At 40.2% G+C, this 25777-nt stretch carries 20 protein-coding genes and 1 riboswitch; of the genes, 8 read left to right on the top strand and 12 right to left on the bottom strand.

What is annotated here, in order from left to right:
* Positions 1-13 precede the first annotated feature (13 nt).
* The 3 genes from WNY79_RS02820 to WNY79_RS02830 all read right to left on the bottom strand — a co-directional run bounded on the left by WNY79_RS02820 (position 14) and on the right by WNY79_RS02830 (position 4899).
* The gene (locus WNY79_RS02820; protein WP_342875059.1) at positions 14-454 is read right to left on the bottom strand and encodes a hypothetical protein; all 441 of its coding nucleotides are present in this window, start codon (positions 452-454) and stop codon (positions 14-16) included.
* Positions 455-568: 114 nt separating this feature from the next.
* The gene (locus WNY79_RS02825; protein WP_342875060.1) at positions 569-3718 is read right to left on the bottom strand and encodes an efflux RND transporter permease subunit; all 3150 of its coding nucleotides are present in this window, start codon (positions 3716-3718) and stop codon (positions 569-571) included.
* Positions 3719-3720: 2 nt separating this feature from the next.
* The gene (locus WNY79_RS02830) at positions 3721-4899 is read right to left on the bottom strand and encodes an efflux RND transporter periplasmic adaptor subunit (protein WP_024599525.1); all 1179 of its coding nucleotides are present in this window, start codon (positions 4897-4899) and stop codon (positions 3721-3723) included.
* A 169-nt stretch (positions 4900-5068) separates the two neighbouring features.
* Here WNY79_RS02830 and WNY79_RS02835 point away from each other — a divergent pair, with 169 nt between their 5' ends.
* Together WNY79_RS02835 and WNY79_RS02840 are read left to right on the top strand one after the other, a co-directional pair.
* On the top strand, positions 5069-5332 hold the full coding sequence (locus WNY79_RS02835) for a YkgJ family cysteine cluster protein (protein WP_342875061.1): 264 nt from the start codon (positions 5069-5071) through the stop codon (positions 5330-5332).
* 209 nt (positions 5333-5541) lie between these two features.
* On the top strand, positions 5542-6012 hold the full coding sequence (locus WNY79_RS02840) for a hypothetical protein (protein ID WP_342875062.1): 471 nt from the start codon (positions 5542-5544) through the stop codon (positions 6010-6012).
* Between the two features lie 108 nt (positions 6013-6120).
* Here the strand turns inward: WNY79_RS02840 and WNY79_RS02845 are convergent, their stop codons facing one another.
* Positions 6121-7980 (bottom strand): TonB-dependent receptor, encoded by a 1860-nt coding sequence (locus tag WNY79_RS02845; RefSeq protein ID WP_342875063.1) that lies wholly within the window; start codon positions 7978-7980, stop codon positions 6121-6123.
* Positions 7981-8156: 176 nt separating this feature from the next.
* Here WNY79_RS02845 and WNY79_RS02850 point away from each other — a divergent pair, with 176 nt between their 5' ends.
* Positions 8157-8645 (top strand): peptide-methionine (S)-S-oxide reductase, encoded by a 489-nt coding sequence (locus WNY79_RS02850; protein WP_342875064.1) that lies wholly within the window; start codon positions 8157-8159, stop codon positions 8643-8645.
* A gap of 143 nt (positions 8646-8788) precedes the next feature.
* On the opposite strand, the gene WNY79_RS02855 is transcribed toward WNY79_RS02850, so the two are convergent.
* The 4 genes from WNY79_RS02855 to WNY79_RS02870 all read right to left on the bottom strand — a co-directional run bounded on the left by WNY79_RS02855 (position 8789) and on the right by WNY79_RS02870 (position 14075).
* Complete coding sequence (locus WNY79_RS02855; protein ID WP_166420701.1) at positions 8789-9340, bottom strand: DUF4136 domain-containing protein; 552 nt, start codon at positions 9338-9340, stop codon at positions 8789-8791.
* A 140-nt stretch (positions 9341-9480) separates the two neighbouring features.
* Positions 9481-12255: an ATPase gene (locus WNY79_RS02860; protein ID WP_342875065.1), complete on the bottom strand. Its 2775-nt coding sequence runs from the start codon at positions 12253-12255 to the stop codon at positions 9481-9483.
* Entirely contained in the window at positions 12252-12800 is a 549-nt protein-coding gene (locus WNY79_RS02865; protein ID WP_342875066.1) for a hypothetical protein, read from the bottom strand. The genes WNY79_RS02860 and WNY79_RS02865 overlap by 4 nt, the downstream gene beginning before the upstream one ends.
* A gap of 3 nt (positions 12801-12803) precedes the next feature.
* Entirely contained in the window at positions 12804-14075 is a 1272-nt protein-coding gene (locus tag WNY79_RS02870; protein ID WP_170070695.1) for a hypothetical protein, read from the bottom strand.
* A 222-nt stretch (positions 14076-14297) separates the two neighbouring features.
* Here WNY79_RS02870 and nhaD point away from each other — a divergent pair, with 222 nt between their 5' ends.
* Together nhaD and lysC are read left to right on the top strand one after the other, a co-directional pair.
* On the top strand, positions 14298-15545 hold the full coding sequence (gene nhaD, locus WNY79_RS02875) for a sodium:proton antiporter NhaD (RefSeq protein ID WP_076924170.1): 1248 nt from the start codon (positions 14298-14300) through the stop codon (positions 15543-15545).
* 109 nt (positions 15546-15654) lie between these two features.
* Positions 15655-15827, top strand: a riboswitch (Lysine riboswitch).
* Positions 15828-15902: 75 nt separating this feature from the next.
* Entirely contained in the window at positions 15903-17306 is a 1404-nt protein-coding gene (gene lysC, locus WNY79_RS02880; RefSeq protein WP_342875067.1) for a lysine-sensitive aspartokinase 3, read from the top strand.
* Positions 17307-17339: 33 nt separating this feature from the next.
* On the opposite strand, the gene WNY79_RS02885 is transcribed toward lysC, so the two are convergent.
* Positions 17340-18098, bottom strand: a complete 759-nt coding sequence (locus tag WNY79_RS02885) for a 4'-phosphopantetheinyl transferase superfamily protein (protein WP_342875068.1) — start codon at positions 18096-18098, stop codon at positions 17340-17342.
* A 141-nt stretch (positions 18099-18239) separates the two neighbouring features.
* Here WNY79_RS02885 and WNY79_RS02890 point away from each other — a divergent pair, with 141 nt between their 5' ends.
* Positions 18240-19562 carry a sodium-dependent transporter gene (locus WNY79_RS02890; RefSeq protein WP_024599535.1) on the top strand — a complete coding sequence of 441 codons (1323 nt, stop codon included), beginning with the start codon at positions 18240-18242 and terminating at the stop codon, positions 19560-19562.
* 88 nt (positions 19563-19650) lie between these two features.
* Here the strand turns inward: WNY79_RS02890 and WNY79_RS02895 are convergent, their stop codons facing one another.
* Both WNY79_RS02895 and WNY79_RS02900 read right to left on the bottom strand, forming a co-directional pair.
* A complete protein-coding gene (locus WNY79_RS02895; protein WP_342875069.1) occupies positions 19651-20631 on the bottom strand; it encodes a 2-hydroxyacid dehydrogenase in 981 nt (326 codons plus the stop codon).
* A 104-nt stretch (positions 20632-20735) separates the two neighbouring features.
* The gene (locus WNY79_RS02900; protein ID WP_197186010.1) at positions 20736-21308 is read right to left on the bottom strand and encodes a glutathione peroxidase; all 573 of its coding nucleotides are present in this window, start codon (positions 21306-21308) and stop codon (positions 20736-20738) included.
* A 121-nt stretch (positions 21309-21429) separates the two neighbouring features.
* Between WNY79_RS02900 and WNY79_RS02905 the strand changes: the two genes are divergently transcribed.
* Positions 21430-22311 carry an NAD(P)-dependent oxidoreductase gene (locus WNY79_RS02905; protein ID WP_182711591.1) on the top strand — a complete coding sequence of 294 codons (882 nt, stop codon included), beginning with the start codon at positions 21430-21432 and terminating at the stop codon, positions 22309-22311.
* A 636-nt stretch (positions 22312-22947) separates the two neighbouring features.
* Here the strand turns inward: WNY79_RS02905 and sbcB are convergent.
* Positions 22948-24399, bottom strand: a complete 1452-nt coding sequence (gene sbcB / locus WNY79_RS02910) for an exodeoxyribonuclease I (protein WP_342875070.1) — start codon at positions 24397-24399, stop codon at positions 22948-22950.
* A gap of 138 nt (positions 24400-24537) precedes the next feature.
* Here sbcB and WNY79_RS02915 point away from each other — a divergent pair, with 138 nt between their 5' ends.
* Positions 24538-25767, top strand: a complete 1230-nt coding sequence (locus tag WNY79_RS02915; RefSeq protein ID WP_342875071.1) for a tyrosine-type recombinase/integrase — start codon at positions 24538-24540, stop codon at positions 25765-25767.
* Positions 25768-25777: the final 10 nt, after the last annotated feature.

Genomic DNA, 25777 nt, shown 5'->3' on the forward strand with positions numbered 1-25777 from the left:
AAAGCCCAAATACTTATTCTCTTGAAGATATTTCTTTATTATCAAAATTTAATATGTCCTTTATCGTTAGTTCACTCAAGTTTCTACCATCTTTTAATTTAATTTCTACAGTAGTTAGGATATAAACTTGAATACTTAAAACAAGCATAAATGCTGGCATTAAAATATAGAATAGATGCCCTACATTGTTAGCTTTATATTCTCTTTTAACTGTTTTATAAAAAGAGCTAATATTCAAGTAATATAAGTAGAATGATAACAACAATAAAATAATGCTAATTGATAAGTAGATGTAGCTAAGTGATTCAGATGAATTAGCTCTTAAAAAGCTAATTGTAGATGTATAAAAAATTAGACCGACTAATCCAAAATTTCTAATTGCATCAAAGATATCTTTGATTTTTGTTTTCTCATCGTGCCATTGTGCCATTGTGCCATTGTGCCATTGTGCCATCTTAATAAAGTCTTTTTTGAATGCGAAATAATAACTTACACTTGGTTCATAGTTATTTCAAATAAAAAGCTCGACATAATATGCCGAGCTTTTTTGGTTGGGATGTTACTTAATTTAGCTGTGAGTAGGCGCTGGTTGGGCATCTACTAGTGGTGGCTTGCCACGCATTTTACGTACTAATCGTTTAGCATCTTCTAGTGCAACATACTGGCACGGTATAAGTATCAGTGTAATTACTGTGGCAAATAACACACCAAAAGCAAGTGATACAGCCATTGGGATAACAATTTTAGCTTGTAAACTCGTTTCAAAAATAATTGGCATTACACCAATAAAGGTAGTGATTGAGGTAAGTAATATTGCTCTAAAGCGACGAGCACCGGCTTGCATTACAGCATCCTTAATCGAAACACCTTCAGCGCGGGCTTTGTTTATAAAATCGACCATAACGAGGGAGTCATTTACGACCACACCCGCTACAGCAATAATGCCAAACATAGATAAGCTACTCATGGTCATACCTAAAATCATATGCCCAAACATCGCGCCAACTACACCAAACGGAATAACCGACATTATAATAAGTGGCTGCGAGTAAGAGCGAAGCGGAATGGCTAACAAGGCAAATATAATCATCATTGATATACCAAAATCACGAAGCTGCTCTGAAGCGCTATCCATCTCTTCTTGAATGCGCCCAGCTACATCACTTGTAACGCCAGGGTAGCTTTCAAGTAATGTTGGTAAGTACTCATCACGAATTTCTTCTGCAATTGCAAATGGTTCGGCTTGGTCGGTATTTACCGCAGCCCATACGTTTACAGTACGTTTAGAGTTTTCGCGGCGAATACGGTTTACACCGTCAACTAGTTTAACTTCGGCTACTTCACTTAACGGAACTTCAGCACCAGTAGGTGTGATAATACGCACACTTGCGATATCACTTATTGAGTTACGTTCGTCTTCTGGATAGCGGATCATGACTTTAATTTCTTCGCCTTCACGCAATATTCGCTGTGCTTCTAAGCCGTAGTAACTAAAGCTTACTTGCGATGCGACATCAGCAAGCGTTAAACCCATGCTGTAAGCGAGTGGTTTTAAATCAAGTTGCACTTCGTCGGTAGCGCTTTGCATTGAATCGTTTACGTCGCCAACGCCTTCCATTGTTTGTAATTTAGCTTTTAATTTACCAGCCACTTCTTTTAGCTCGTCAGCATTTTTGCCTTCAAGTTTAAAGCTAACGTCGCCATCATCTCGACCGCCATTCATGATACTGTCTTGAATGGTCATGGTTTTAATGCCCGGTAAAGCGGGCATTTGCTCGCGCCATAATGCACTTAGAGCAAAGGTGTCGATAGGGCGTAAATCAGGCTCTACCAAAATAGCCATAATATTTGCTTCAGTTCGTCCGCGAAGGCTTACCGATAAATCGCGGATCATCGGTTTACCGTATTGCTCTTGTAGTTGCTGATCGACCTTTAACAACACGCTTTCAATTTTACGTGCGGTTTCAAGCGTTGCTTGCTCAGATGAAGCTAGGTTCATTTCTATATCAATACGCGGAAAATCGTGCGGTATTTTAGGGTTTGGTACAAACTTAACTAAACCACCTGCAAACATACCTGCGCTTACAATAAGCAAACACATAAAGCCAACAATTACGGTATAGCGATAGTGAATACAGCGGCCAACAAAAGGAAGGTAGTAGTTATTCACAAAGCCTTTTAAACCACTATCAATCACCATACGTAAGCGATGTAATAGGTTTTTAGGATTTGGTTTACGTGGGTTCATTGCTGCAATATGGGCAGGTAAAATAAGTTTTGATTCAATGAGTGAAAAAATCAAACATAAAATAATAACGCCACCAATTGCTTTAGAAAAAGCAGCGCCAGGGCCAGTTGCGAGTGTTTGTGGTAAAAATGCCGCAATAGTCGTCAGTACACCAAAGGTTGCTGGCATCGCAACACGTTTTACACCGCGTACAACGTTATCAAGTGTATGACCGTATTTTTCTATTTCGGCACTGGCTGATTCGCCCACAACAATGGCGTCATCCACTACAATCCCGAGCACAAGTATAAAGGCAAAAAGAGAGGCTAGGTTAATTGTTACATCTAAAAAGCCAATGGGCATAAACAAAAAGGCGCCCAGAAAAGACACCGGTAAACCCATCATTACCCAAAATGCCAAGCGTAGCGGTAAAAATAGTGCCAGCACTATCATTACTAACAAACCACCCCAAATCATGTTATCGACCATCATATCGAGTCGACCTTCAAGGTAATAAGTTAAATCAACAATAGGGGAGAGCTTAACGCCTGCTGGTAAAAGTGGCTCTTTAGCGGCCATGTAGCTTTTAAGAACTTTTGCTACATCGGTAATATCTTGATCTTTTGATGCGTTAACTTCAAACGAGAGTGAGTTTTTACCATTGTATTTTGAATACTGTAAGCCTTCTTCAAAGCCATCGTTAATGGTGGCTACATCGCCTAAGTAAATTTGTGCGCCATCAGCAAGGGTAATAAGTGGGAGTTTTTCAAACTCAAAACCACGGTAGGCTTGTTTTTCAACACGCATCGAAATATAACCGTTTTCAGAGCGTATTTGCCCCGCTGACATATTGGCCGAAAAGTTTTGCACAGCGCCTGCAATATCTCTAAATGTTAAGCCATATTCGCGCAGTTTATCGGGGCTGACTTCTATACCAATTTCGTACTCTAAGCCACCGTTAAAATTAACAAGGTTAACGTGAGGCAGTGCTTGTAACTCGTCTTTTATATCGTTGCCAAGCTCTTTTAACTGGTAGTTACTCATGTCGCCATAAAGCGCAAGTATCATTACTTCTTGCTCAAATTTATCGCGGCGAACAACAGGGCGCTCCATCCCCGCAGGAAAGGTGTTTATTGAATCAACTTGTACTTTAATTTCATCAAGTACTTCTTGTGGATTGTATTGCTCTTCTATTTCAATCCATGCTTGTGAAAAACCACGGTTAGAGTACGTAATTAGGCGTTTAATGCCTTCAATACCTTCGAGGTTTTCTTCAACTTTTATGGTTATGCCTTCTTCAACCTCTTGCGGGGCAGCCCCTGGGTAAACCGCTTGTACGCTTATCCAGTTGCTTTCAAACTGTGGGAACATTTGTTTGCGAATCGTCATCGCCATTAAAATACCGCCTACTAATATAAATATCATTAGTAGGTTGGCAGCAACGGGATTTCGGGCAAACCATGCTATTAACCCTGTTTCACGAGTGTTCATGATTATTCCTCTTTCAGCGCAAGTTGAGTTACATCAGTTTTATCAGGCGCAATATCTTCAACTTTTACTGCCATACCTTCTGTTGGATACTCAAGCGCTGAGGTAACAATTTGCTCGCCATTTTTTAACCCTTGGCTGGCTATAATCATGCCGTTTTGTTCGCGTATAATATTGAGGGTTTTAAACGACAATGTTAAATCGTCATTTAAAATTACAATTTTATTATCTTTAACTAAATGGTGCGCAACAATAATCGCGTTATCAAGCGGGCGACCTTCAATGGTAGCGTTAATATATGAACCAAAACGAAGAGGGCGTGTTTTATCGCCGTATGGAGTTGCAAGTTGTGCAACCAAATAGCTCATACGGCTTGTTTGATCAACCACACCTTCGGTGCGAATTACTTTGGCTTGCCACATTGTTTGCTTACCCGCGTATTCTGCGTTAAATGTAACATTTGAGCCTACGCCGCCATTTTTTAAATATTGCAGTTCTTGGTCGGCAACTGGTAAACGTACCTCTGCAACAGATGTCGCACTTAATGCACCAAAACTATTACCTGGGTTTACTACGGAGCCTAAGCTAATTGTGCGCTCATTAATAATGGCATCATAAGGGGCTTTAATATAAGTACGTTCAAGATTGCGGCTAGCACGTTTAACACTTGCTTGAGCTGAGCGGTAACGCGCTAGTTTTTCGGCCAGTTGTGGTTTACGTAAATAAAGTTCTGAGGCAATAGCTTCGCTTGAGTCCGATTTAATACGCTCCCATTCAGCTTTTGCTACGTGTGCTTGTGCGCGTTCTATTTCAAGTGCTGAGCTTGCTTGTGCTAAACCTGCTTGCGCTTCAATAAAGTCTGCCTCGTAATCATTTGCATCAATTCGTGCTAAAATATCGCCTTGCTTTACAAACGCGCCTTCAACAAATTGATCTGATACCGAAATAACTTGCCCACTAACTTGTGCTATCAGCTCGGTACGGTCCTTTGGTTTAACAATGCCGTACGATTTAACATCGAGCGTTATAGAATCTAAAAGTATGCTTTGTGTTGCAACTAAAGGGCGTAAATCTTGCTCTGGCTTTTCTTCCGGTGGTTTTTTCATTGCCGTAAAGGCGAAAGCTAAAGCAATACCGCCTGCTAAAACAGCAATTGGGAGTATTATTTGTTTTGTAGTAGCCACAAGGCATTCCTTCATAATTGATGGTGACAGAGCAATAATACGCAATAAAGTGTTTACAAGGCGTTTTAAGATGTAACAAAGCATTACATATGTACATTACAACTCAACATGCGGCTAATTACGTTCCTAAAAAGGAATTAAAGTAAGTGTGTTTTATTCAGAGGATATTATGAAAACCGAATCGATGAGTTGCAGGCTAGGCTGCGGTGCATGTTGTATTGCGCCAAGTATTAGTTCGCCTATTCCAGGTATGCCAAATGGTAAAAAGGCCGGAGAGCGCTGTATTCAGCTAGACGAACGTAATTTATGTAAGTTGTTTGGTGATTCAAGCCGACCTAAAGTATGTAGTGATTTTAGCGCTATGCTTGATGTGTGCGGGTCAACAAATGCACAAGCTCTAGCGCTTATTACAGAGCTTGAAGAGCTAACTTAATTTTCGTTTTTAATACACATCTATTTACATATATTATTTATAAAAATAAAAATCTTCACAAAGCTATTAAAAGCAGTCGTTAATTTATTTAATGGTGAAATATTAGACATATTTAATTTTGTTGCTAATATGGGAAATTGTAAGATGCTTTTTATACATCTCATCTATAGGTGATTTCGTTCAATCTTAGTTTTTAAAAGGAAAGAAAAATGAAAAATTTACTTACAGTATTTACATTAGGTGTGACTTTATTAGGTTGTTCAAACTTACCCATTAAAACCGATATTAAAGAAGACCACTTTAGACTCGAAAACTTTAAAAGAGAGCAGGGAGTAGATCTAGAATATGTCCACTTGATGTGCTTTAACAAAAAACCTACACAATGGGCTGAACCAAAGCAGTATATCAGTGGTGAGCATGATTTATGGGTAAAGGCGAGTGTTTCAAACCCTGATGTTTTAAATAGTCAAAAAGAAGCTTTTGTTAATTTTAACGTTAATTTAGATTCTGATAAAAGCTACATGCTAAATAGAAAAAGGGAAGGGGATAAAATATCAATCTGGATACAAGAAGTTGAAACCGGTACGGTTGTTTCGCAGGTTCTTACAGATGAGCTTAGTCGCCCTTTACAAATTGATAATGAGCTAAGAAAAAGACAATGTCGTTCTGGTTCAATATAAGCTGAGTAATCAAAGCTCTTAATATTTAGTATGCCGTTTATTTTTTGCTAAATATTTATTCAAAGACCTGTTTTAAATAAACAGGTCTTTGAATGTGATAGCTCAATTCTACCAACTATACGTTGCGCTTAACGTATATTGCTCACCTCGCCCTGGTGTACCAGGTATCTCTTCAAACGATTCACCCCATAGGTTATCTGCTGCTAAAGTAATAAATAAGTTTTTTAGCATTGGCGGCGTAATTTTTAACGTTAAATGAGTAAATAAAGCATCGTCGTCACTACCGCGCAGCGCATTTTCGTGCTGTTTGCGCCACTCGTTATCTATTCTAAACTGCAATATATCAGTAGGATTCCACACTGCGCCGAGTGTTAGGCGGTGATCAGGGAAGTTTAATGCGTAAAAACTAGCGTCAATATCTGCCGCACCGTAATTTTCTGATTTATGAAGGTAGGTGTAACTCGCTACAATTTCGGTGGTTTCAAAGTGTTTAGTTGCTAAGAACTCAATGCCCGTCGTATTTATATCTACAGGGTTTGCAAAGCGCGCAGAGCTTGAATCAAAATTAAACGTCCAATCGGTTAAGTTGTCATCTTTGCGATAAAAAATAGCCGAATTAAGTTGCCAAGTTTGCTCATCAACTAATAAACCTAGCTCTAGGCTTTTAGTCGTTTCGCGCTCAAGGGTGTAATTACTTCTAAATAACCCGCCTGAATCACTTCCGCCAATGGCGGTATAGCCTGCTACTTGGCTTGCCTCTGCGTACGATAAATAAAACGTGCGCTCAAAACCTTTACTGTTATGTGTATTAAGCGTTATATCACCAATAAGTGACAGTTCAGAGTCGTCTCTATTTGTATCGTCAAACGCAGCACCTAAACGAAATGTAAGTTGTTTGTTACCCTCAAGCGCCATTTTGTATTCAGGTAATACGCTTAATTTATAATACTTACGAGAGGTAAAGTTGTTTTCAAGCGTGGTAGATTCAATTGAGTCGTCAATAAACTGTACTGAATAATTTACAGCAAATACATCGCTTTGAGCATGATGCCCCGATAGCGCTAACGACTTAACTTCACTTTTGTGAAACGCTTCAAAAGCGCTTGGATTTTCGCGAGAGTAAATATAATGATCGTCGTGTGTGCGGTAATATGCCGACACTTCAAAGTTACTATCCTGTGCATAATTTTGCTTATGGTTTAGCATTAATAAGCGGGTTTCTAGCTCTTCTGTTTCGTTAACGCCAAATGGAGTGTACAAATTTGGCCAACCAAAAAACTTATCTTGTGAGCCAAAAAATAAATCTGTTTGAGAATCAGCGCTAGCTAATTGAACGCGACCCGATGCACGCGTAAAGTCGTGATCGCCGTTATCAATAGTGCCATCGCTTTGTGAGTGAGAAATCTCACCTTCAAAACCAAGCTTCCAATCCTTTGCGCCTTCAAGGGGCATACTCACACCTGCATGTAAGCTTTGTAAGTTAAAATCGTTTGTGCCAGTACCTACCGATACACTGCCGCCCGTGCTAATTGGTTTCCAGCCAAACGATACAGTGCCTACAGAGCTATTAGCCCCATTAAGCGCGTTGTCTGCGCCTGTTAAAATATGAGGGCCGGTAAGCATTTGCGGTGCAATAGGAATTTCAGCAAAGTAATGCCCAGATTGTGGGTCAAGTAAAGTAGCACTACCAATCCTAAAGCCGGTGTTTTCAAAAATACCACCGCGTATAGTTACATCGGCTTGCGCTTCAGCCATATTACGTGATTGTAAATCAACACGTGGGTCATACTCTAAATTAGATACTGGAGAGTCAAATGTACCTACAGGTAATGTGTTTGCAGTGGGCGATGCCTCAACTGTTATTTTTTCGATTGCCGACTCATCAGATAGCGTATTAGCATTAGCATTAGCAAATGCAGTAACACTGCATAATATTGCAGGTATTATAATGTGTGGTGTGCGATTCATGTGTTTCTCATCATTTTTTATTTGTAGCTGCGGTTACAATTAATTTCAAAGCTTATATTTGAGCATGATAAAATAACTAAATGTAACTGCAGTCATTTTGTGCGCGATTGTACATTAATTTGTTAATAACTGCATTTGATAACCATTTACACTTTATTTATTGGGTAACATTTATAATGGATACGACACAACAAAATACTATTTACTTTGCTGGTGGCTGCCTGTGGGGCGTACAAGAATTTTTAAAGCACTTACCAGGCGTAATAAGTACTGAAGCAGGGCGCGCTAATGGTACAAGTAAAACCACTAACGGCGAATACGATGGTTATGCCGAATGCGTAAAGGTAATTTTTGACCCAAAAGTCGTTAGCCTAAATAAGCTGTATGACTACTTTTTTGAAATTATTGACCCATACAGCATTAATAAACAAGGGGATGACGTAGGCCCCAAATATCGCACTGCCATCTATAGCAAAAGCCAAGATCATTTAGAGGTTGCTAGCAATTATATAAGCCAGCGAAGTGATGCTGATAAAATTGTGGTAGGAGTAGAGCTGCTAACTAACTACGTGCCAAGCGATCCTGAGCATCAAGACCGCTTAACTAATCATCCTGATGACTATTGCCATATACCGCTTGAGTTACTGCATAAGTATAAATCGTAAATTTAACGCGGTGTTTTTTGTAGACGTGCAGCTTGCTGACGTGACGAGCGCAGCTCGTAATTACTTTATTTTAAAAGTCCCAAAAACAAACAGACACAAAAAAGCTCACAAACCTGTGAGCTTTTTCAAAATAAACTTTAAACTTACTGCTGCTTTTGCGGCGGGAAGTTACTTAAAATTTCGCTGACTGTTTTATTAATTGATGCTTCACGTTGTTCTGGCGATTGATTTTTCTTTAATCGACCTTCTTTCGCACCGCGCCATACAAGCTGGTTAGATTCACGATCTACAATATCAATAATCAACGTACCCACTTCGTATTCACGCGCGGTTGTATCACGTTGAAAACCAGTACCCCAATAACCCCAATGCGGGCGGTAGTTTACATTAAATGTATCTACTTCAAGCTCTTTGTCTACCGATGCATGATAATTAACAAGCACATCAGCTTGTGCTGCATCAACTAAGCTCATACCTAATGTTTGGCTCAGCTCTGCGTTTACGGCAGTGCGAACACGCTTTTCCATTAGGCCATTTATTTGATAGTTATTTGTGTCTTTAGTTAGGCTGGCGTTTTCTACCCAAGCAAATGTTTTAAAATTACTAAAGTTAGCTGATTTATCGTAATCCCAATCTGGGGTTTGTGTACAGGCTGTAAGTAGTGCTAGCGCTGCAACAATAAGTATATTTTTCATTACGTTTGCTCCAATAAAATGCATTAATTTAAAATAACACACATAGTTTAAATGTGTATTATTTAAACGTCCTAAATATTAGTCTAATTGCTAGGGCTGAACGACTAATTAACCTCTGTTAATTAGTCGTCATTAAATGTTTAATGTTCAACTTCTATCCAATCTTTTTCATCCACCCAGTTTTGTGCACCGTCTTTTACCGAGCGAATCGGCACAATGTAGTCACAACTTATTTGTGGCTTAACTGAGGCAAATATAGGCACAAAACCAAAGCTTAGTGCGGTTTCTATAATTGCTTTTTGATTTTGTGGATCGATATCAGCCGCTTCATCTATGTAAATAGGTATACGGTATAGGTTTTGTTCCTGGTCACTTAATAAGTAGCGAATAAACAACATGCCACACAATAACTTAATCGTAATACGTGTGCCGTTTGACCCCGCCGAATCTATTTTTTCAAAGTGCTCTGTTTCACCTGCGCGGTTAACCACTTCAAATCGAATATCAAATAAATCGGTAAGTGTTAAGCCCGCTTTATCTGAGGCGAGTTTTATTAAGTGATCTTTCGCTTCGTTTACCGCGCTTTCGCTGTACGGTTCTTGGCTAAGTAAATCAAGCGTGTCACCTTGCTCAAACTGATGCGACGTGCTGATAATGGTATCGATACTATCAACCAGCATTTTGCGAGGTATTACGTTAATTTTAAACGCTTGCAGGTTTGAAATACGGTGCTGGCTTATGCCTTTATTAAAGCTATTCATTTCGCGGCGAAGGCGGTCTAAATCTTCTCGCAAGCCTTTAATAGTTGCAGCCACTTCGGTAAGCGCAACACGCGCTTGGCGCTCAACGGCATCGCGTTCGTTATCAATATTATGAAAGGCACTAATTAGCTTTTGATATTTTGTAAACTCGTCGTTTTCATTGTCGAATTTAGTAATACCTGCGTTATATACATGCAAATAGGTGTTGCGTACGTTTATGTCAAAATTACGCAGCTCTTGGCAGTCTTTATTAAAGTGATGAACAAGGTCGCTTAAGTTATCAAAGTCGACTGTAATATCAATCATGTATGGAGTTACTTTACCGCTGTATAAATCAAGCGTGTGATCAATTCGCTCGCTCTTAACTTGGCGCAGACGCTCAGTTTGACGATTAATTTGCTCTTGTTTTGACTTAATTAACGAGCGGCGGTCGGCAATTGAGCCACTATTTTTTTGAATATCTTGCAGGTAGTCGTCAACTTGTTCGCGCTCAGCTAATAACTGCTCTTTTAGCATGGCTTGCGCTTCAACCGACTGCTGCATTACCTCAAACTGCTCTAAGCGTTTTAGGGCGCTCTCAGCGCTCATTAGCTCATCGTATAATTCGTCTTTTTCTTTTTGCTTATCTGCAACGTTTGCAGCAACATCGCGCTGTTGCTTAAACTCTTTAAGTGAATGCTCAAGTGCACTGAGCTGAGCGGTTAATTGCTCTTTGTTTTCGCCACTTTGCATTTGTACAGGGGATAGCTTTTTAAGCTTAATGCTCGCACCTGGTAGCGTTAGTACACCGCCTTTAACGTTTTCACTTAATAGCGATAAAAACTCACCAAATGCGTCTTCGTCATCAATGGTTATATCGCCATTGGTGGTGGTCGCAAACGAGAGAATATCTGGGTTTAAAATGCGCGATATTTCTTCTACTTCTTTTAACGAGAGGTCTTCGCGCATACGGGTAAACAAATTAAACTCAAGGTTTTTAAGTTGCAGCTTTAAGCTCTTAATTTGTTTTTGTGTTTCGCTAATGCGGTAGTCAAGCGTATGTAGGCTTTGCCCTTGTGCGCTGGTTATAGAGTGCGAAAGCGACTCGTAATCTTGCTTTAACTGAGTCAGGCTGGTTTTAAGCGTGGCTTTATTTACCAGTTCAAATTCACTTTTAAGCGCATCGTAATCTAAAAACCACTGCTCAATTTGAGTTTGTCTGCGCTCTATATCGCGCGATTGTTGTACGTATAGGCTTTGCTTTTGCTCAAATTCGTGTTTTTCGTGCTCTATATCTTCAAGCGCTATGGCAAGCTCAGAGAGTTGCGACTCTTGATAGGTATCAAAATCAATCAGTGCTTGGTCAATTTTAGGTGCGTACGCCGCTAATTTACCTTTAAGCACGGTTTGGTTTTCGAGCATTGATTCAAGCGCGGCTATAGGCTCTTGCATTGACTCAAGGGCTTTTAATTCGCGTTTTGAGCGGTTTACTTTATCAAACGAGCGACGCCATACTTCATAAAAGTCGACCTTAGAGTTTGACATATGGCGTTCAAACACGCGTAGCATAAAGCGTTTTACGTCGCTTGCGCCTAATTTATGTAAGTTAAGAATACGTCTAAATATTTCTTTATAAATAGAGGAGTCTTGCACATTATTAAGCGGGATCATTTTTAAGTTTATGTCGCCATCAAAAGGCGTTGCGCCACCAGTCAATAGCGCGTTTAGCTCTTGTGCTTTTAACTCAATAGGATTGTAGTTAAGTGATTTTAAATGGTTGAACAGCTTGGTAAATTTAATAATGGTTTTACCTTGCGTGTACTGCTCTAAATCAAGCTTTCCTTGATAACAAAAGTACTGATGCGCATAACCGGCAATTTTACCAAGTCCTGCAACACCAATTACTACCGAGCCATGAGGCAAGTTAGCTTCGAGTAAAATGTACGACTGATCGGATGAAAAATAAAACTTACGGGTTTCATCTAAATCGTGTCCGTCCCATTCTGTTAAGCGTAAATCGTTAATAAGCGGAAACTGCAAGGCGTTAATAACCGAGCTTTTACCTGTGTTATTGGGCGCGCAAATAGAGCTGCTTTTATCAAGCGGGATCACACATTTTGCATAGCCTGCGGTGTTAAGTAGGGCGAGTTTACTTAGTCCGTATAGATTTTTCATTCCTCGTCCTCTGTAACGTAGGTTTCTTCGTTTACTTCCATGAGTGCATCTATGTAGCGGTGAATTGGCGCTTGTAGCATAAAGCCGCCTTCTACTTCACGGGCTAACCCTAAGCGCACCATGCGCAGGTATACGTCTTTGCGCAGGTCCGATCCCGAAAATATCTCAAGCTGATCAAACAAATGTTTGTTAATTTGCACCAGCGTTTGCATAAGCTCTAAATCGTTTATGTCGTCAAACAATGCGCGCATTGGGTCTTTACCCGTATTGGCGTAGTGCTCAATTAAAATGTAAATGGTAAGCGCGATAGCGCGAGATATTTTGCCCATATTTGGTGTGCTCTCGTCGCTACCAAAATAATAAAAGCCACGGCTGTCGCGTTTTAAATCGTTACCTAGGGCGGTAAATAGGGCGGTGTAGTCTTCTATGTGTTGGTCAAGCTCTTGCCACATTACGTTGTCTTGCTCGCAAATGTGATAACCCGCTACTAATTTTTTATTTATGGTTTGTAGATGGGTTAGCTCGTCTAAGTTTATGTGTGTCATGGTTTATTTACCTGCCTTTGAATCTGGCTGAGGCTCTGAATTAAATGGATATAAAGAAAAGTGCTGACCGGCAATTTTTACGCGGGCTTTTTCATCACTTTGAATTATTTTAATATCGCTGTCGCTAACTAATTTTTGATACAAAAATAGCATTTCGTCGGCATCGAGATCTGGGTAGCTTTCGTCTAAAAATTGCAGCAAGGGCTGCGGCTTTTTGCGTTTTTTATTAAAGCGCTTAGCAAAGCTGGTTTTAACATCGTTGTAGTCAGGAATATTAGGCGTAACAAATGCAGGCACGTCTTGTTGATCTGGCAATTGGTATTCTTCGTGTTCAAATTCAACCAAGCTTGCCATGTAAGCCACAATATGGCGTTGCTGACCAAGTGAATATCGCTGTGCGTCGCTCACAAAATGTGGCTGCACCGCACTTAGCATGTTGTCTACGCCATTTTTGCGCACAAGCCCAAGTACTTTGGCTGCTTGGCGAGTAATTAAGTTATTACGGCGTAACTCTTCGCGCAGCGGCATAAGCATGTCGGCACTTTTACGCAAGCTTTCTCTACCTACTAAATGCATTTCGAGTATACGGGTACGTAATTGCTCAAGCATACGTTTGTCGTTGTACGCTTTACCTGAGCGCTCAATGTGCAGTATTTGCTTACTTATTTGCTCTTCAATGAGGGTAAAACACGCATGAAATTCACCACGAATATCAATCATTTCAAGCATGGGCTCTATGTATTCGTCAAACGCTTCTATTACCGCTTTATAACGCTTTTGCAGCGATTGCACCGCATTATTAGATTTAGCTTGTTCAACAATATTTAAAATAGCGTTTTCGTTGTGCGTATAGAGCTTCATTATTTTACGCACCCGATCATCCATAATGCGGCTGTAGCGGCGTAAATCGTCAAAGTCTTCTATTTCGCCAGCGTTATCTAGGCGATTTCCTAAACGTGCAAGGTCGTCGACTAATACGCTAATTTCTTGCGCTAAGCCTAAATGTTCTTCTTGCAGTAAAAAAGTAGCAAAGTCGGCAATGGCACGATTTATTTCAAGCTGTGAGGATTTAGCCAGTGGAATTAAAATATCTTGGTTTAACAAACGATTTGTTTCTTTATAAATACGTTCGTTTGACCACGTAGGCTGCTTTTGCTTAATCGCGTTTTGTACGTCTTTTAGGCTAAAGTCAGCCATTTTAAAACGTTTAAATAATAGCTCTAATACACCCCAATGTTCGGTTATGGTGTTTAGCAGCTTTTTAGCTGGGATCATAAGGGGTTACAACATCCTAGTATTTTATTATTGAGTTCTTTTAGAAGACTCATTATTACGTATTTTTAATTAACCTTGTCTGTATATAGTATTCGTTTTTAAGACCATTTAATAATAGTTTTTGCATAGAGGCAGTGCTAAAATTCGCGCCGAAAATAGGCACATGAAATGGAATGTTATTTGTGTGTTCTTTAAAACTATATCAAAGGTTGTTTAACTACCATGGTTTCCTCGATTATTCTAACCCTGATAGCGATTGCATTTTTACTGATCGTTATAGAAGATATAATCCATGTCAATAAAGCTAAAACCACGCTGTTTTTTGGTACGCTTTGCTGGATTCTTCTTTTTATATACCCTCTACACGGGCAAAGCCCCGATACAATTCAACACCTCCTAAATGAAAATATTTTAGAAATTGCCTCGTTATGGTTATTTTTAATGGCTGCAATGACCTTTGTAGCGTATTTAAACTCAAAGGGGTTTATAGAAAATATTGTCCATCGCGTTATGCCAAAAAGTATTAGCGAAAAAAAGCTCATGTTTTTGGTGGGTGGTTTTGCATTTTTGTTTTCGTCGATTTCAGACAACGTAACAGCCACGCTTATATCGCTTGCGGTTGTTATGTCGTTAAAACTTGAACCTAAAAAGCTTATTAAATATGCCACGCTTATTGTGTTTGGGGTTAACTCAGGTGGGGTATCGCTAATAACAGGTGACGTAACCACGCTAATGATATTTTTAGATGGCAAAGTAACCATAGCTCATTTATTACTGCTTATAGCGCCAGCACTTACAAGCGTTATGTTACTAGCCGCGCTACTGTCTATCGGTATGAAAGGGCGTGTTGAATTTGCTGGTGCAGGTAAAACCCGCATTGAAAAAACCGACATTACCATTGCTGTTATATTTTTATCTACTGTAATTAGCACACTTACGCTGAGTGTAATTTACAGCGTACCGCCTTTATTAACTTTCTTGTTTGGCTTATCAGTGATGTTTTTAGTGGCGCAATTTTTAATGCGCAAAAAAGACATAAACAAAGACATAATCGATTTTGTTCGCGATATAGAATACGACACGTTATTGTTTTTTGTAGGCGTACTTTTACTTGTAGGCGCACTTAAAGAAATTGGTATGTTGAGTAAATTTACCGACCTATACACGGTAATGGCACCAGAATACGCAAACTACTTAATGGGCATATTATCAGCAGGGGTAGATAACGTACCGCTTACTGCTGCATTATTAAAAGCCGATATAGTAATGAGCCAACAGCACTGGTTGTCGTTTACTTATGCAACGGGCGTAGGCGGTTCAATGCTTATCATTGGGTCGGCTGCGGGCATTATTGCCATGAGCAAAGTTAAAGCGCTTACCTTTATGAGCTACTTGCGTTTATCGCTGCATTTATTAATTTGCTACACCGTAGGTTATGCAGGCTCGTATTACATGGGCAGTTTTATCTAATTTAAGTGTTATTAATAATTAAAACGCTTGACAGCTAGACGTCTAAACGATAACTTTCAAAGCCCCGCTACTTAGCGGGGTTTTGTTTTATTAGCCACTGGTTAATAAAGCATTCAGAAGAGGTGCGATACTTAGGTACTTAATGTTAGGCGACGAAAGCCAATGATCATTAAGGAGGGAAGTACTCGCCGAGGAAAATAATGGTACGTCGTCATTGTTTTTCGGTTTATGGGGCTGAATCCTCAAAACTGTCACCAATATAGGTGGAGAGCTTCTGGCAGTGGACTTATCTTCAAGCATTCCTTTGCCAAGTTCTTCTTGTTTTATTGCGGTTTGGATACCGCGAAAGGAGACTAAATGACTACCCAATCAGCGCCACAAACAGTGCCACAAACAGAGTTAAGCGCAAAATCAGATTACATCGTTGCCAAATTTGGCGGAACCAGTGTTGCAAACTTCGAAGCGATGAGTCGCTGTAGCGAAATTATTGTTGCAGATAAAAGCGTACGTATTGTTGCCGTGAGCGCTAGTGCCGGCGTAACTAACCATTTAGTTGCACTGTGCAAACCAAGTATTACCCCAAGTGAGCGCCAAGAACACATAAACGGCGTGCTTGCTATTCAACAAACTATTTTAGATGAGTTATCGCTTGATGCCGATTTAGCGGTTGGCTTTAACGAAACCCTAAAAGCATTTCAAACATTGGCTCAAGAGTCACTAACTACCGATCAGCAACACGACGAGCTACTTAGCTTTGGTGAGCGTTTATCGTCGTATTTGTTTGCTCAGGTGCTGCGTTTAAATGGCTTAAACGCCGATCGCTTTGATGTGCGCAAGGTGCTTAAAACCGACAGCCAATTTGGTAAAGCAACGCCTAATGTTGCAGCCACAGCGCAAGCCGCTAAAGAATTTTTAATTCCGTTATTAGATGAGCAAGTAATTGTTACTCAGGGCTTTATTGGCAGTGACGAATACGGCCAAACAACAACGCTTGGACGTGGTGGTTCTGACTATAGCGCTGCACTTTTAGCTGAAGCAATTAACGCTAAAAGCGTGCATATTTGGACCGACGTAGTGGGCATTTTTAGCACCGACCCGCGTTTGTGCGCAAAAGCGACGCCTATTGCACGTTTAAGTTTTGACGAAGCCGCCGAAATGGCAACCTTTGGCGCAAAAGTATTGCACCCAGCGACTATTTTACCAGCAAGCCGCAGCCACATTAACGTGTTTGTAGGTTCTAGCCGCGAGCCAGAGCGTGGCGGTACATGGATTGAGCGCGAAAAATCGCAGCAACCAGGCATACGCGCAGTAACGCAACGTAAAAACCAAATATTGCTTACGCTTAAAAGCCCAGAAATGCTACTCGCTAGTGGCTTTTTAGCACGCGTATTTACACTATTAAGTGAATACAATATATCGGTAGATTTGGTAACCACATCAGAAATCAGCGTAGCTATAACACTTGATAACGCGCAAAACGCCTCGCGTCCAGAGCTTGACCAAGAATGCCTAGATAAGCTTGCAGAGTTTTGCCATGTGTCGGTAGAAAACAATTTAACACTGGTAGCACTTATTGGCTCTGAGATTCAATTACGCCAACACGAAATGAACTTAATGAGTGTACTAAAAGACTTTAACATTCGATTAATTTGTCACGGTGCTAGTAAGCACAACCTTTGCTTTTTAGTAGAGCAAACTGAGTCAGATAACGTAGTACAATCTATTCATAGCCGTTTATTAGAAAATGATTTTGCTGCGTAAATCACGCTTATTCACGAAAGCGATTTATTAAAGTTACTTAATAAAATCAGTTAATAAAAAGCATCGCCAGTCGATGCTTTTTTTATGCACCACACTTACATCAAAACAAACATTACTGTCACTGCTATCAACTACAGTAACGCTATTACTGCAAGCACTGAGCTTTGCACTATGTAATTCGTCAAACACATTAGGGCTAAGTAGTTTTGCAATAGGGCGGCTGGTGGCTTTAGCAAGTGACTCTTTTAATGTCCAAATTCTAAAAAACGTATCCGCTTGGGCTTGGGTATTAGTGGGCTTTGTAATAAGTGTAATTTCATCATTATGATAAAAATGCTTAGCGAGCTTTTCAAATGGGCGCTTTAGGCTTACTTTTTCAATATCAAAACCAAACTCACTTTTACCAAGGTTAAGCGCAACCCCAACTAAACCATGCGAGTGCGAAATACAGGTATTAATAACATCATCACTTACATGTACTTGCAGCTTTGAGCTTGCTTCGTCAAATTCTGTACTCATTTTATTAAGGGTTACGTGCACATGTTGCGGCTGCGTTATTTTAATAAGGTGCTTTAACAATAACCGCGTAGCTAAATACTCTTGCTTAGCTTGCGGGCTTTTGCGGCGTTTTATAATGGCTAACTCAACCGGGCTTAAGCAATCGGGCAAATTAAAGTCACTAAGCTCAAGTGTTTTAGCATTAAATAATAAAATACTGTTACTAGCTAAAGGCAAATTTGCAAATTGAGTTGAAGTAATACTCAAGGCGTTTTTAAAATAGTGTTCAGTCATAAAAGCCCTAAAGCAAAAGAAGTCGCTGATATTGTGAGCGGTTAACGCCCCTAATAAAGGCTGGGTACAATTTTATTACTCAGCTGGCATGAAATATGGTTTAATTCACAATAATCAAAATAATAACAGATTTGTAGATGTATGGCACAAGTGCGTGATGGGTTTCAAAGCCGACTTGGTTTTGTTTTAGCCGCTGCTGGCGCGGCAGTGGGTTTAGGTAATATTTGGGGTTTTCCTACGCAAGCGGCCAACCATGGCGGCGGCGCTTTTTTACTGGTTTATTTTATTGTTATATTTTTACTTGCGCTCCCTGCGCTGTATACCGAACTTTATTTAGGTCACAAAGCACAAGCTAACCCGGTAAAAGCATTGGGCGATGCATGGCAAAGCACTAACCGCAAAGTAGGCGCAACAGCAGGTTATATTGGTCTTGCGGGCGCGGTTGTTATGCTAAGTTTTTACTCAATAGTAGCAGGGTGGATGCTCTCCTACGCTATTGAACCCATAACGACCTTTTTAGGTTTCACAGGCGCAAGCGAGTTTTTACATAGCGACTCAGTGCTTCGTAATTTTGTATTTACGCCGCTTATGCTTATTTTAACTGCCAGTATTATTTTAAAAGGTGTTAAATCGGGAATCGAAACCTGGTCGCGCCGTTTAATGCCACTGCTACTCATATTGCTTGTTGGTTTAATTGCCTACATCGCAACACTCGATGGCGCAAGTGAAGGCTTTGCCGCGTATTTAATTCCTGATTTTAGCCAAATACTCGACCCTAATTTAATTATTGCCGCAATGGGGCAAGCGTTCTTTTCGCTCTCGTTAGGTGTGGGCTGTATGATGATTTACGGCTCGTATTTACAGCCAGATGCTAATTTACCAAAGCTCACCGCAGGTGTTGCTTTACTCGATACCAGTGTCGCGTTTTTAGCGGGCTTACTTATTATTCCTGCTATTTATGTGGCGCAGCACAACGGTGTAGAGGTATTTAGTGGTGGTAAATTGATTGGCGAAGGGCAACTTATTTTTGCTATTTTACCTGCGCTATTTAGCACCATGGGCGAAATTGGCTTATTAGTTGGTTTATTATTTTTTGTATTAATGTCTATCGCATCGGTTACGTCAACAATATCGACCACCGAAATTCCGGTAGCGTTTTTAGTCGAAAACCACAACGTTAGCCGCACCAAAGCAACATGGGCCGTTAGCGCCGTTGTACTTGTGTGTGCAAGCGCAATTATACTAAATTTTGATTGGTTATTTGGCTTAGTTATTATGCTATTTACTCAATACCAATTGCCGCTTATGGGCTTGTTTTACTTTATTACGGTAGGTTGGATGTGGCAGCGTGGTAATAAATTACACCAAGCAACAACAGGCGTACATTACTGGTTTGCTCAGTATATTCGGTTTGTTTGCCCAATATTAATGACCTTAGTATTTGCAAACGTTGCGTTTGGTTAAGCTCTATTTAAAGTGAATTTTTAAACAAAAAAGCGAAGAGACTAACTTCGCTTTTTTTGTGCCTGTAATTTAGGTATAGCTTAGGTCTTTATAAAACCTCATTAGTTAGAGGCCTACCTTCACTTACTTCAAGTGCGTTAAATAGGGTTGTGTTTGCTATTTCGGTGAGTGCTTCTTGAGTAAAAAATCCCTGGTGCCCCGTTATTAATACGTTTTTAAAGCTCACTAAGCGCGAGAATATATCGTCTTGATTTATTTCGTCGCTGTGGTTTTTAAAAAATAGCTCCGACTCTTGCTCGTAAACGTCAAGCCCCAGGTAACCTAGCTTTTTAGTTTTAAGCGCGCTAATACACGCGTTACTATCAAGCAATGCACCGCGAGAAGTGTTAATGAGCATAACGCCGGTTTTCATTTTACTAAATGCCTCATCATTTATTAAATGATGAGTTTGCTCGTTCAGTGGACAATGCAAAGAGATCACATCGCTTTGGCTAAGTAAGGTGTCTATATCGATAATTGTATAATTGCCAGGTTGCGCGTATGGGTCGCACACTAATACTTTAGCGCCAAAGCCATTTAAAATGCTGCACAGCGCAAGGCCAATTTTACCGCAACCTACAATACCCACGGTTTTGTTGTGCAAGTTAAAACCTAGTAATCCGTTTAAATCAAAGTTGTCTTCGCGTACACGGTTATACGCTTTATGCGTTTTGCGGCTAAGTGTTAGCATAAGGGCTATACAATGCTCAGCTACGGCTTCTGGGCTATAGGCAGGGACGCGTAATACTTTAATTTTGTGTGCTTTTGCTGCAGGTAAATCAACGTTATTAAACCCTGCACAACGCAGCAAAATAGTATTTGTGCCTTGGCTTGCCAGTTGCTCAATAACGGCGGTATTTACAGTATCGTTAACAAAAACACATATGGCATCAAACCCGCTTGCTAAAATAGCCGTTTGTTCGCTCAGGGCTTGCTCAAAATACGTTATTTTTATAGCGCTGTAATCGCGTGTACTTTGTTCAAAAAAAGGCAGTTCGTACTTTTGAGTACTAAAAAAAGCAATGTTCATGGTAATAGCCTCGACGCTTAAGTATTTGTAGGGTAGTTAACCTTTAATACATTAAACTACTTTACAAGTAAGCGCCTAAGTAAAACGCATTTTATTGATTTAAATTAAGCCTTAAGCGGAGCCTTACTTGGGGTAAACAAAGGTATTTTTGACGATACTTTTTTACCACCTTTAGCTGCGTTTAACTTTGCGGCTTGAAGTAAGTTGCTTTCTATTACTTGTATAAGTGTTTCGGGCTTAGTTCGCGGTGCATAACGTGCAACAAGTTGCCCTTGTGAATTAATTAAAAACTTAGTGAAATTCCACTTAATAGCACGATTTTGCGAAATACCCCGCGTATGCGATTTTAAATAATTAAACAACGGGTGTGTTTCTGGCCCATTTACCATTACCTTACCAAATACCTCAAACGAGGTATTAAATTGATCTTGGTAAAAGTCTTTTATGGCTAAATTATCAAGCGGCTCATTTTGGCCAAACTGGTTACACGGAAACGCAAGCACAGTAAAACCATTGCCTTTGTATTGCTGATAGAGCTTTTCGAGTGCGTTTAATTGCACCGAAAAATTACACTTACTCGCTGTATTAACAATAAGGACGGTTTTGCCCTGTAACTGGCTAAGAGAAAAATTTTCGCTGTTGTAAAGTGGTGCATTAAATTGATAAATACTGTCCATAGGTTACCTACTTACCTTTCCCGCTAAGGAAATTTTATAAAGACTTTCATTCGCTTTTTTATCGACCGATTGACATAATCGAGGTCTAGTTTCTAAGTTATCAGTTTAATAGGTCATTTTTATGTCAATGAAAGTCGCATTTATAGGTTTAGGCGTAATGGGTTACCCAATGGCGGGGCATTTAGCAAAAGCAGGGCACAGCGTATGCGTTTATAACCGCACTCAAGCTAAAGCAAAAGCGTGGACTGCAGAACATTCAGGAAGCTTTGCATCAACCCCGCGCGAAGCTGCCAGCAATGCCGACATCGTATTTATGTGTGTTGGTAACGATGATGATTTACGCTCAGTAGTGTATGGCGACGATGGCGTGTTAGCGGGCATGTTACCGCACACTGTTTTGGTTGATCACACCACAACCTCTGCCGAAGTAGCCCGCGAAGTGGCTGCAAAAGCGGCTCTGCAAAATATCGACTTTATAGATGCGCCTGTATCGGGCGGGCAAGCTGGCGCCGAAAACGGCGTATTAACAGTTATGGCGGGTGGTAGTGAAGCTGTATTTGCTAAAGTGCAGCCAGTTATGGCGGCATTTAGTCGTTTTAGCCAATTACTAGGCGGCGTTGGCTCGGGACAACTTTGTAAAATGGTCAATCAAATTTGTATTGCTGGCGCAGTGCAAGGTTTAGCCGAAGGCTTACATTTTGCCAAGCAAGCTGGGCTTGATGGTGAAAAAGTAATAGAAACAATATCTAAAGGTGCTGCCGGTTCGTGGCAAATGGAAAACCGTTATAAAACAATGTGGGCAGGGGAATATGAGTTTGGTTTTGCCGTAGATTGGATGCGTAAAGATTTAGGCATTGCACTCGATGAAGCTAAAAACAACGGGGCTACTTTACCAATGACCGCAACAGTCGATCAATACTACGCCGACGTACAAGCACTTGGCGGCGGCAGATACGACACCTCAAGCTTACTAGCACGTATTGAAGCACTGCATAAAAAATAACGTTTACGTTGAGTATGTCGATGTAGACGACAAGCTTGCTTGCGTGACGGGCAAAGCCCGTAAAGTGATTTATTCACAAAGAGGTTATGAGTCGCTGCGCTTTTAGAGGCAGTGATAGATAAAAAAGATTATTGTTGGTTTTATGTTTGCTCATTTACTCCTTATTCGCTTCTCTTTGTGAATAGAGTTTTATTTAAGCAATTAAAAGCCGCGCTTTTCAAGTGAGCAAGCTCTACGTTTACCCCAAAGTATAGATTTATGGTTGTTTTTATAGACGTGAAGCTGCTTGCGTGACGGGCAAAGCCTGTAAAGTGACTTATTCACAAAGAGGTTATGAGGCGCTGCGCTTTTAGAGGCAGTGATAGATCTAAAAAATTATTGTTTTTATGTCTTCTCATTTACTCCTCATTCGCTTCTCTTTGTGAATAATGTTTTATTTAAGTAATTAAAAGCTGTGCTTTTCACGTGAGCAAGCTCTACGTCTACCGCCGGAGTATAAATTTACGCCTGTTTTGTAGACGCTAAGCTTGCTGGCGTGATGGGCGAAGCCCATAAAAATTCAAACAAAAAACGCGACGCTTAAATTACTATAGCGTCGCGTTTTTATATGCGTTGTATAAGCGCGTCTACACCAAATTACATGCTTTGAGCGTAATTATATAGCGCCTTTAAAATTGTAAGATTTTTTTCGCTATCGTCATGTTCATGCGCTAGGTTTTCAAGGGTAATCATAAAATCTTGCGCATTAATCGATGGTTGATCTTCCCCGTGCATTAACTTGTTTTGGCAATATTGGCGCCATTGGTCAAGCTCTTGCTGGTTTAGCGTTTCTGGCCAGTTACGGGCGCGGTATCTAAATAACAACGTATTAAACTTTTTATCTTCAAAGTCTAAATTCAACCCTGCTAATTCATCTGGTTTTGCATCACGAATAATCGCAAACTTAGCTTTATCAGCATGGCTTGTAAACCCATCGTAAAGTAAGTAGTCAACGTTAGTGGTTGCGCTGTAATCGCCTTGTTCGTTAAACACTTCCGTTACTTTATCGCGAAGGTCGGTATTGGCTTTTAAAATAGCTAAGTTAGCTAAGCACTGCTCGCGGTCAATCCCAAGGCGGGCGGCGTTTTCAGGCAATAATGTTTTAGCTGGGGCTAAAATAGGGCACTTGTTTAAATGCACTAGTTTTAAGCCAACAGGTAAATCGTCCTCGGCTAAATCTACACGTTTGGTGTATAAGCGTTTGCGTAACTCTTCTACGTTTAAATCAATGAGTACTTGCGGGTTTTGGGTTAAATCAAAGCAAATAACCGCGTTTTTATTTACCGGATGAAAGCTCATAGGTGCAACCCAGCTTGTACAACCTTGTGTTGCTGGTATGCGCGACGTGGTATGCACCAGCGGCGTCATATTAAAAACATCAACCAATTCAGCAAGGGCTTTTTTACCACGCAAACCAAAAAAGAAGTTATACAGCTTTGGTTGTTTTTCTTTTATTAGCTTAGCCAGTGCAATAGTGGCGGTTACATCGCTTAGCGCATCATGCGCTGCGGCGTGTTCAATACCATTAGCTACCGTTAAATGCTCTAGCTTAAAGCTTGGGCTGCCGTCTTCTTTTAACGGCCATTCAATACCTTCAGGGCGCAGTGCGTAACACGCACGTACTAAATCAATAATATCCCAGCGGCTATTGTTATTTTTGTATTCACGCTCGTATGGGTCATAAAAGTTACGGTAAAAGCTATAACGGCTTACTTCGTCATCAAATCGAATACTGTTATAACCGGCAACACAGGTGTTTGGCACACTAAATTCGGCATGAATTTTTGCTATAAACTCAGCCTCAACCAAGCCTTTTTTCATCGCCACTTGTGGTGTAATACCCGTAATTAAACACGCCTCAGGGTGAGGTAAGTAATCCGCTTGCGGCTTACAATATTCAATAAGTGGCTCGCCAATAATATTTAAATCAAGATCGGTACGAATACCCGCAAACTGGCTCGGCTTATCCTTTTGAGGGCTCGCTCCCCAAGTCTCGTAGTCGTGCCAATAGATTGTTGCTTGATTCTCTTGATAGCTTTCATTATTCATTCTATGTCTTAGCCCTTTATATTTACGGGTTATTAGCGCTACTCAGTTTCTTTTTGTATTTTTGAGTTTCTTGTAATTGGCGCATTGTGTGTATAGTATCGTGTATAAATTTTTTGCTAACTGTGTATAAAAAATTAAATGGCGATCAGTGACACCAAATTAAGAAAGCTGCTAGGTAAAAATCAAACACCGTCCGTATTATCGCATAGAGATAGTTTAAGTGTAAGGGTATCTGCTAAGGGGACTATTACTTGGCAATACCGTTGTCGTGTTGATGCTAAGCAGGTAATTATTACGCTAGGCCGTTATCCTGGGCTAAGCATTAAAGAAGCACAAGACTATATACCGCTTTTTCAAAATTGGTTGAGCCAGGGTAAAGACCCTCGCCTAGAACTTAAGCTTATGCGTAACAATGCCAAGGGCTTGCCCACAATGGCAGAAGTTGCTGCAGAGTGGTTAGATAAAAAAGTACTCGACCTAAAAGAAAAAACGCAAACTTTATACACAAACCAAGTCAGCAAATGGATTGTACCTATACTTAATGATAAAAATATGCCACTTGATTTAATGACCATTAAAGATTGGATAACATATTTTGATGAAGTAAAAGCACAAGGCAGTGCTAAAACAGCCGGTACCATATTAGTGCGTATTAAGTCTATTATTGGTTGGGCTGAAAAACGCGGCGAAGTTAAGCCATTTAATCCCGTACTTACATTAAATGTAAATGACATAGGTGAACAGGCATCAGTTGGCCAACGAGTAATGCGCTTTGATGAAATTGCAAAGCTATGGATACAAATAGAAAGCTCAAAAGCCACCCCAGCAACTAAAGCATGCCTACAACTAATTTATATAACAGGGGCGCGCCAATCAGAGGTTCGTTTAGCAAAGTGGGAGCATTTTGACTTTGGGAACAACATTTGGACTGTACCGCCCGAAAACTCAAAAACAAACAAATCTATCCGCAGGCCAATTTCAGCCAAGATGAAAAGCATACTAGACACACTAGCAATGGTTTATGGGCGAAAAGGTTACTTAATTCCAGGTGGTAATCCCCACAAACCAATGACCACACACTGCATTAACCGTTATTGCTGTCGAATGTGGGATCACTTATTTGAAAAATACAAAATCCCTAAGTTCCTACCACATGACGCCCGTCGTTCAATATCAACACTGCTCAGCGAAAACGGCGTTGCACCACACGTAACAGAAAAAATGTTAGGCCATACAATGCGCGGAGTAATGGCCGTATACAATAAACATGATTGGATAAAAGAACAGGCTGAAGGGTACGAGCTTTATTGTAATTTGATAGCAGATTCAATTGTGATTGAATTATCTAAAGTACATAATTATAAATGAAGATATTTTA

The sequence above is a fragment of the Pseudoalteromonas sp. AS84 genome (assembly GCF_038900255.1).
GTDB lineage: Bacteria > Pseudomonadota > Gammaproteobacteria > Enterobacterales > Alteromonadaceae > Pseudoalteromonas.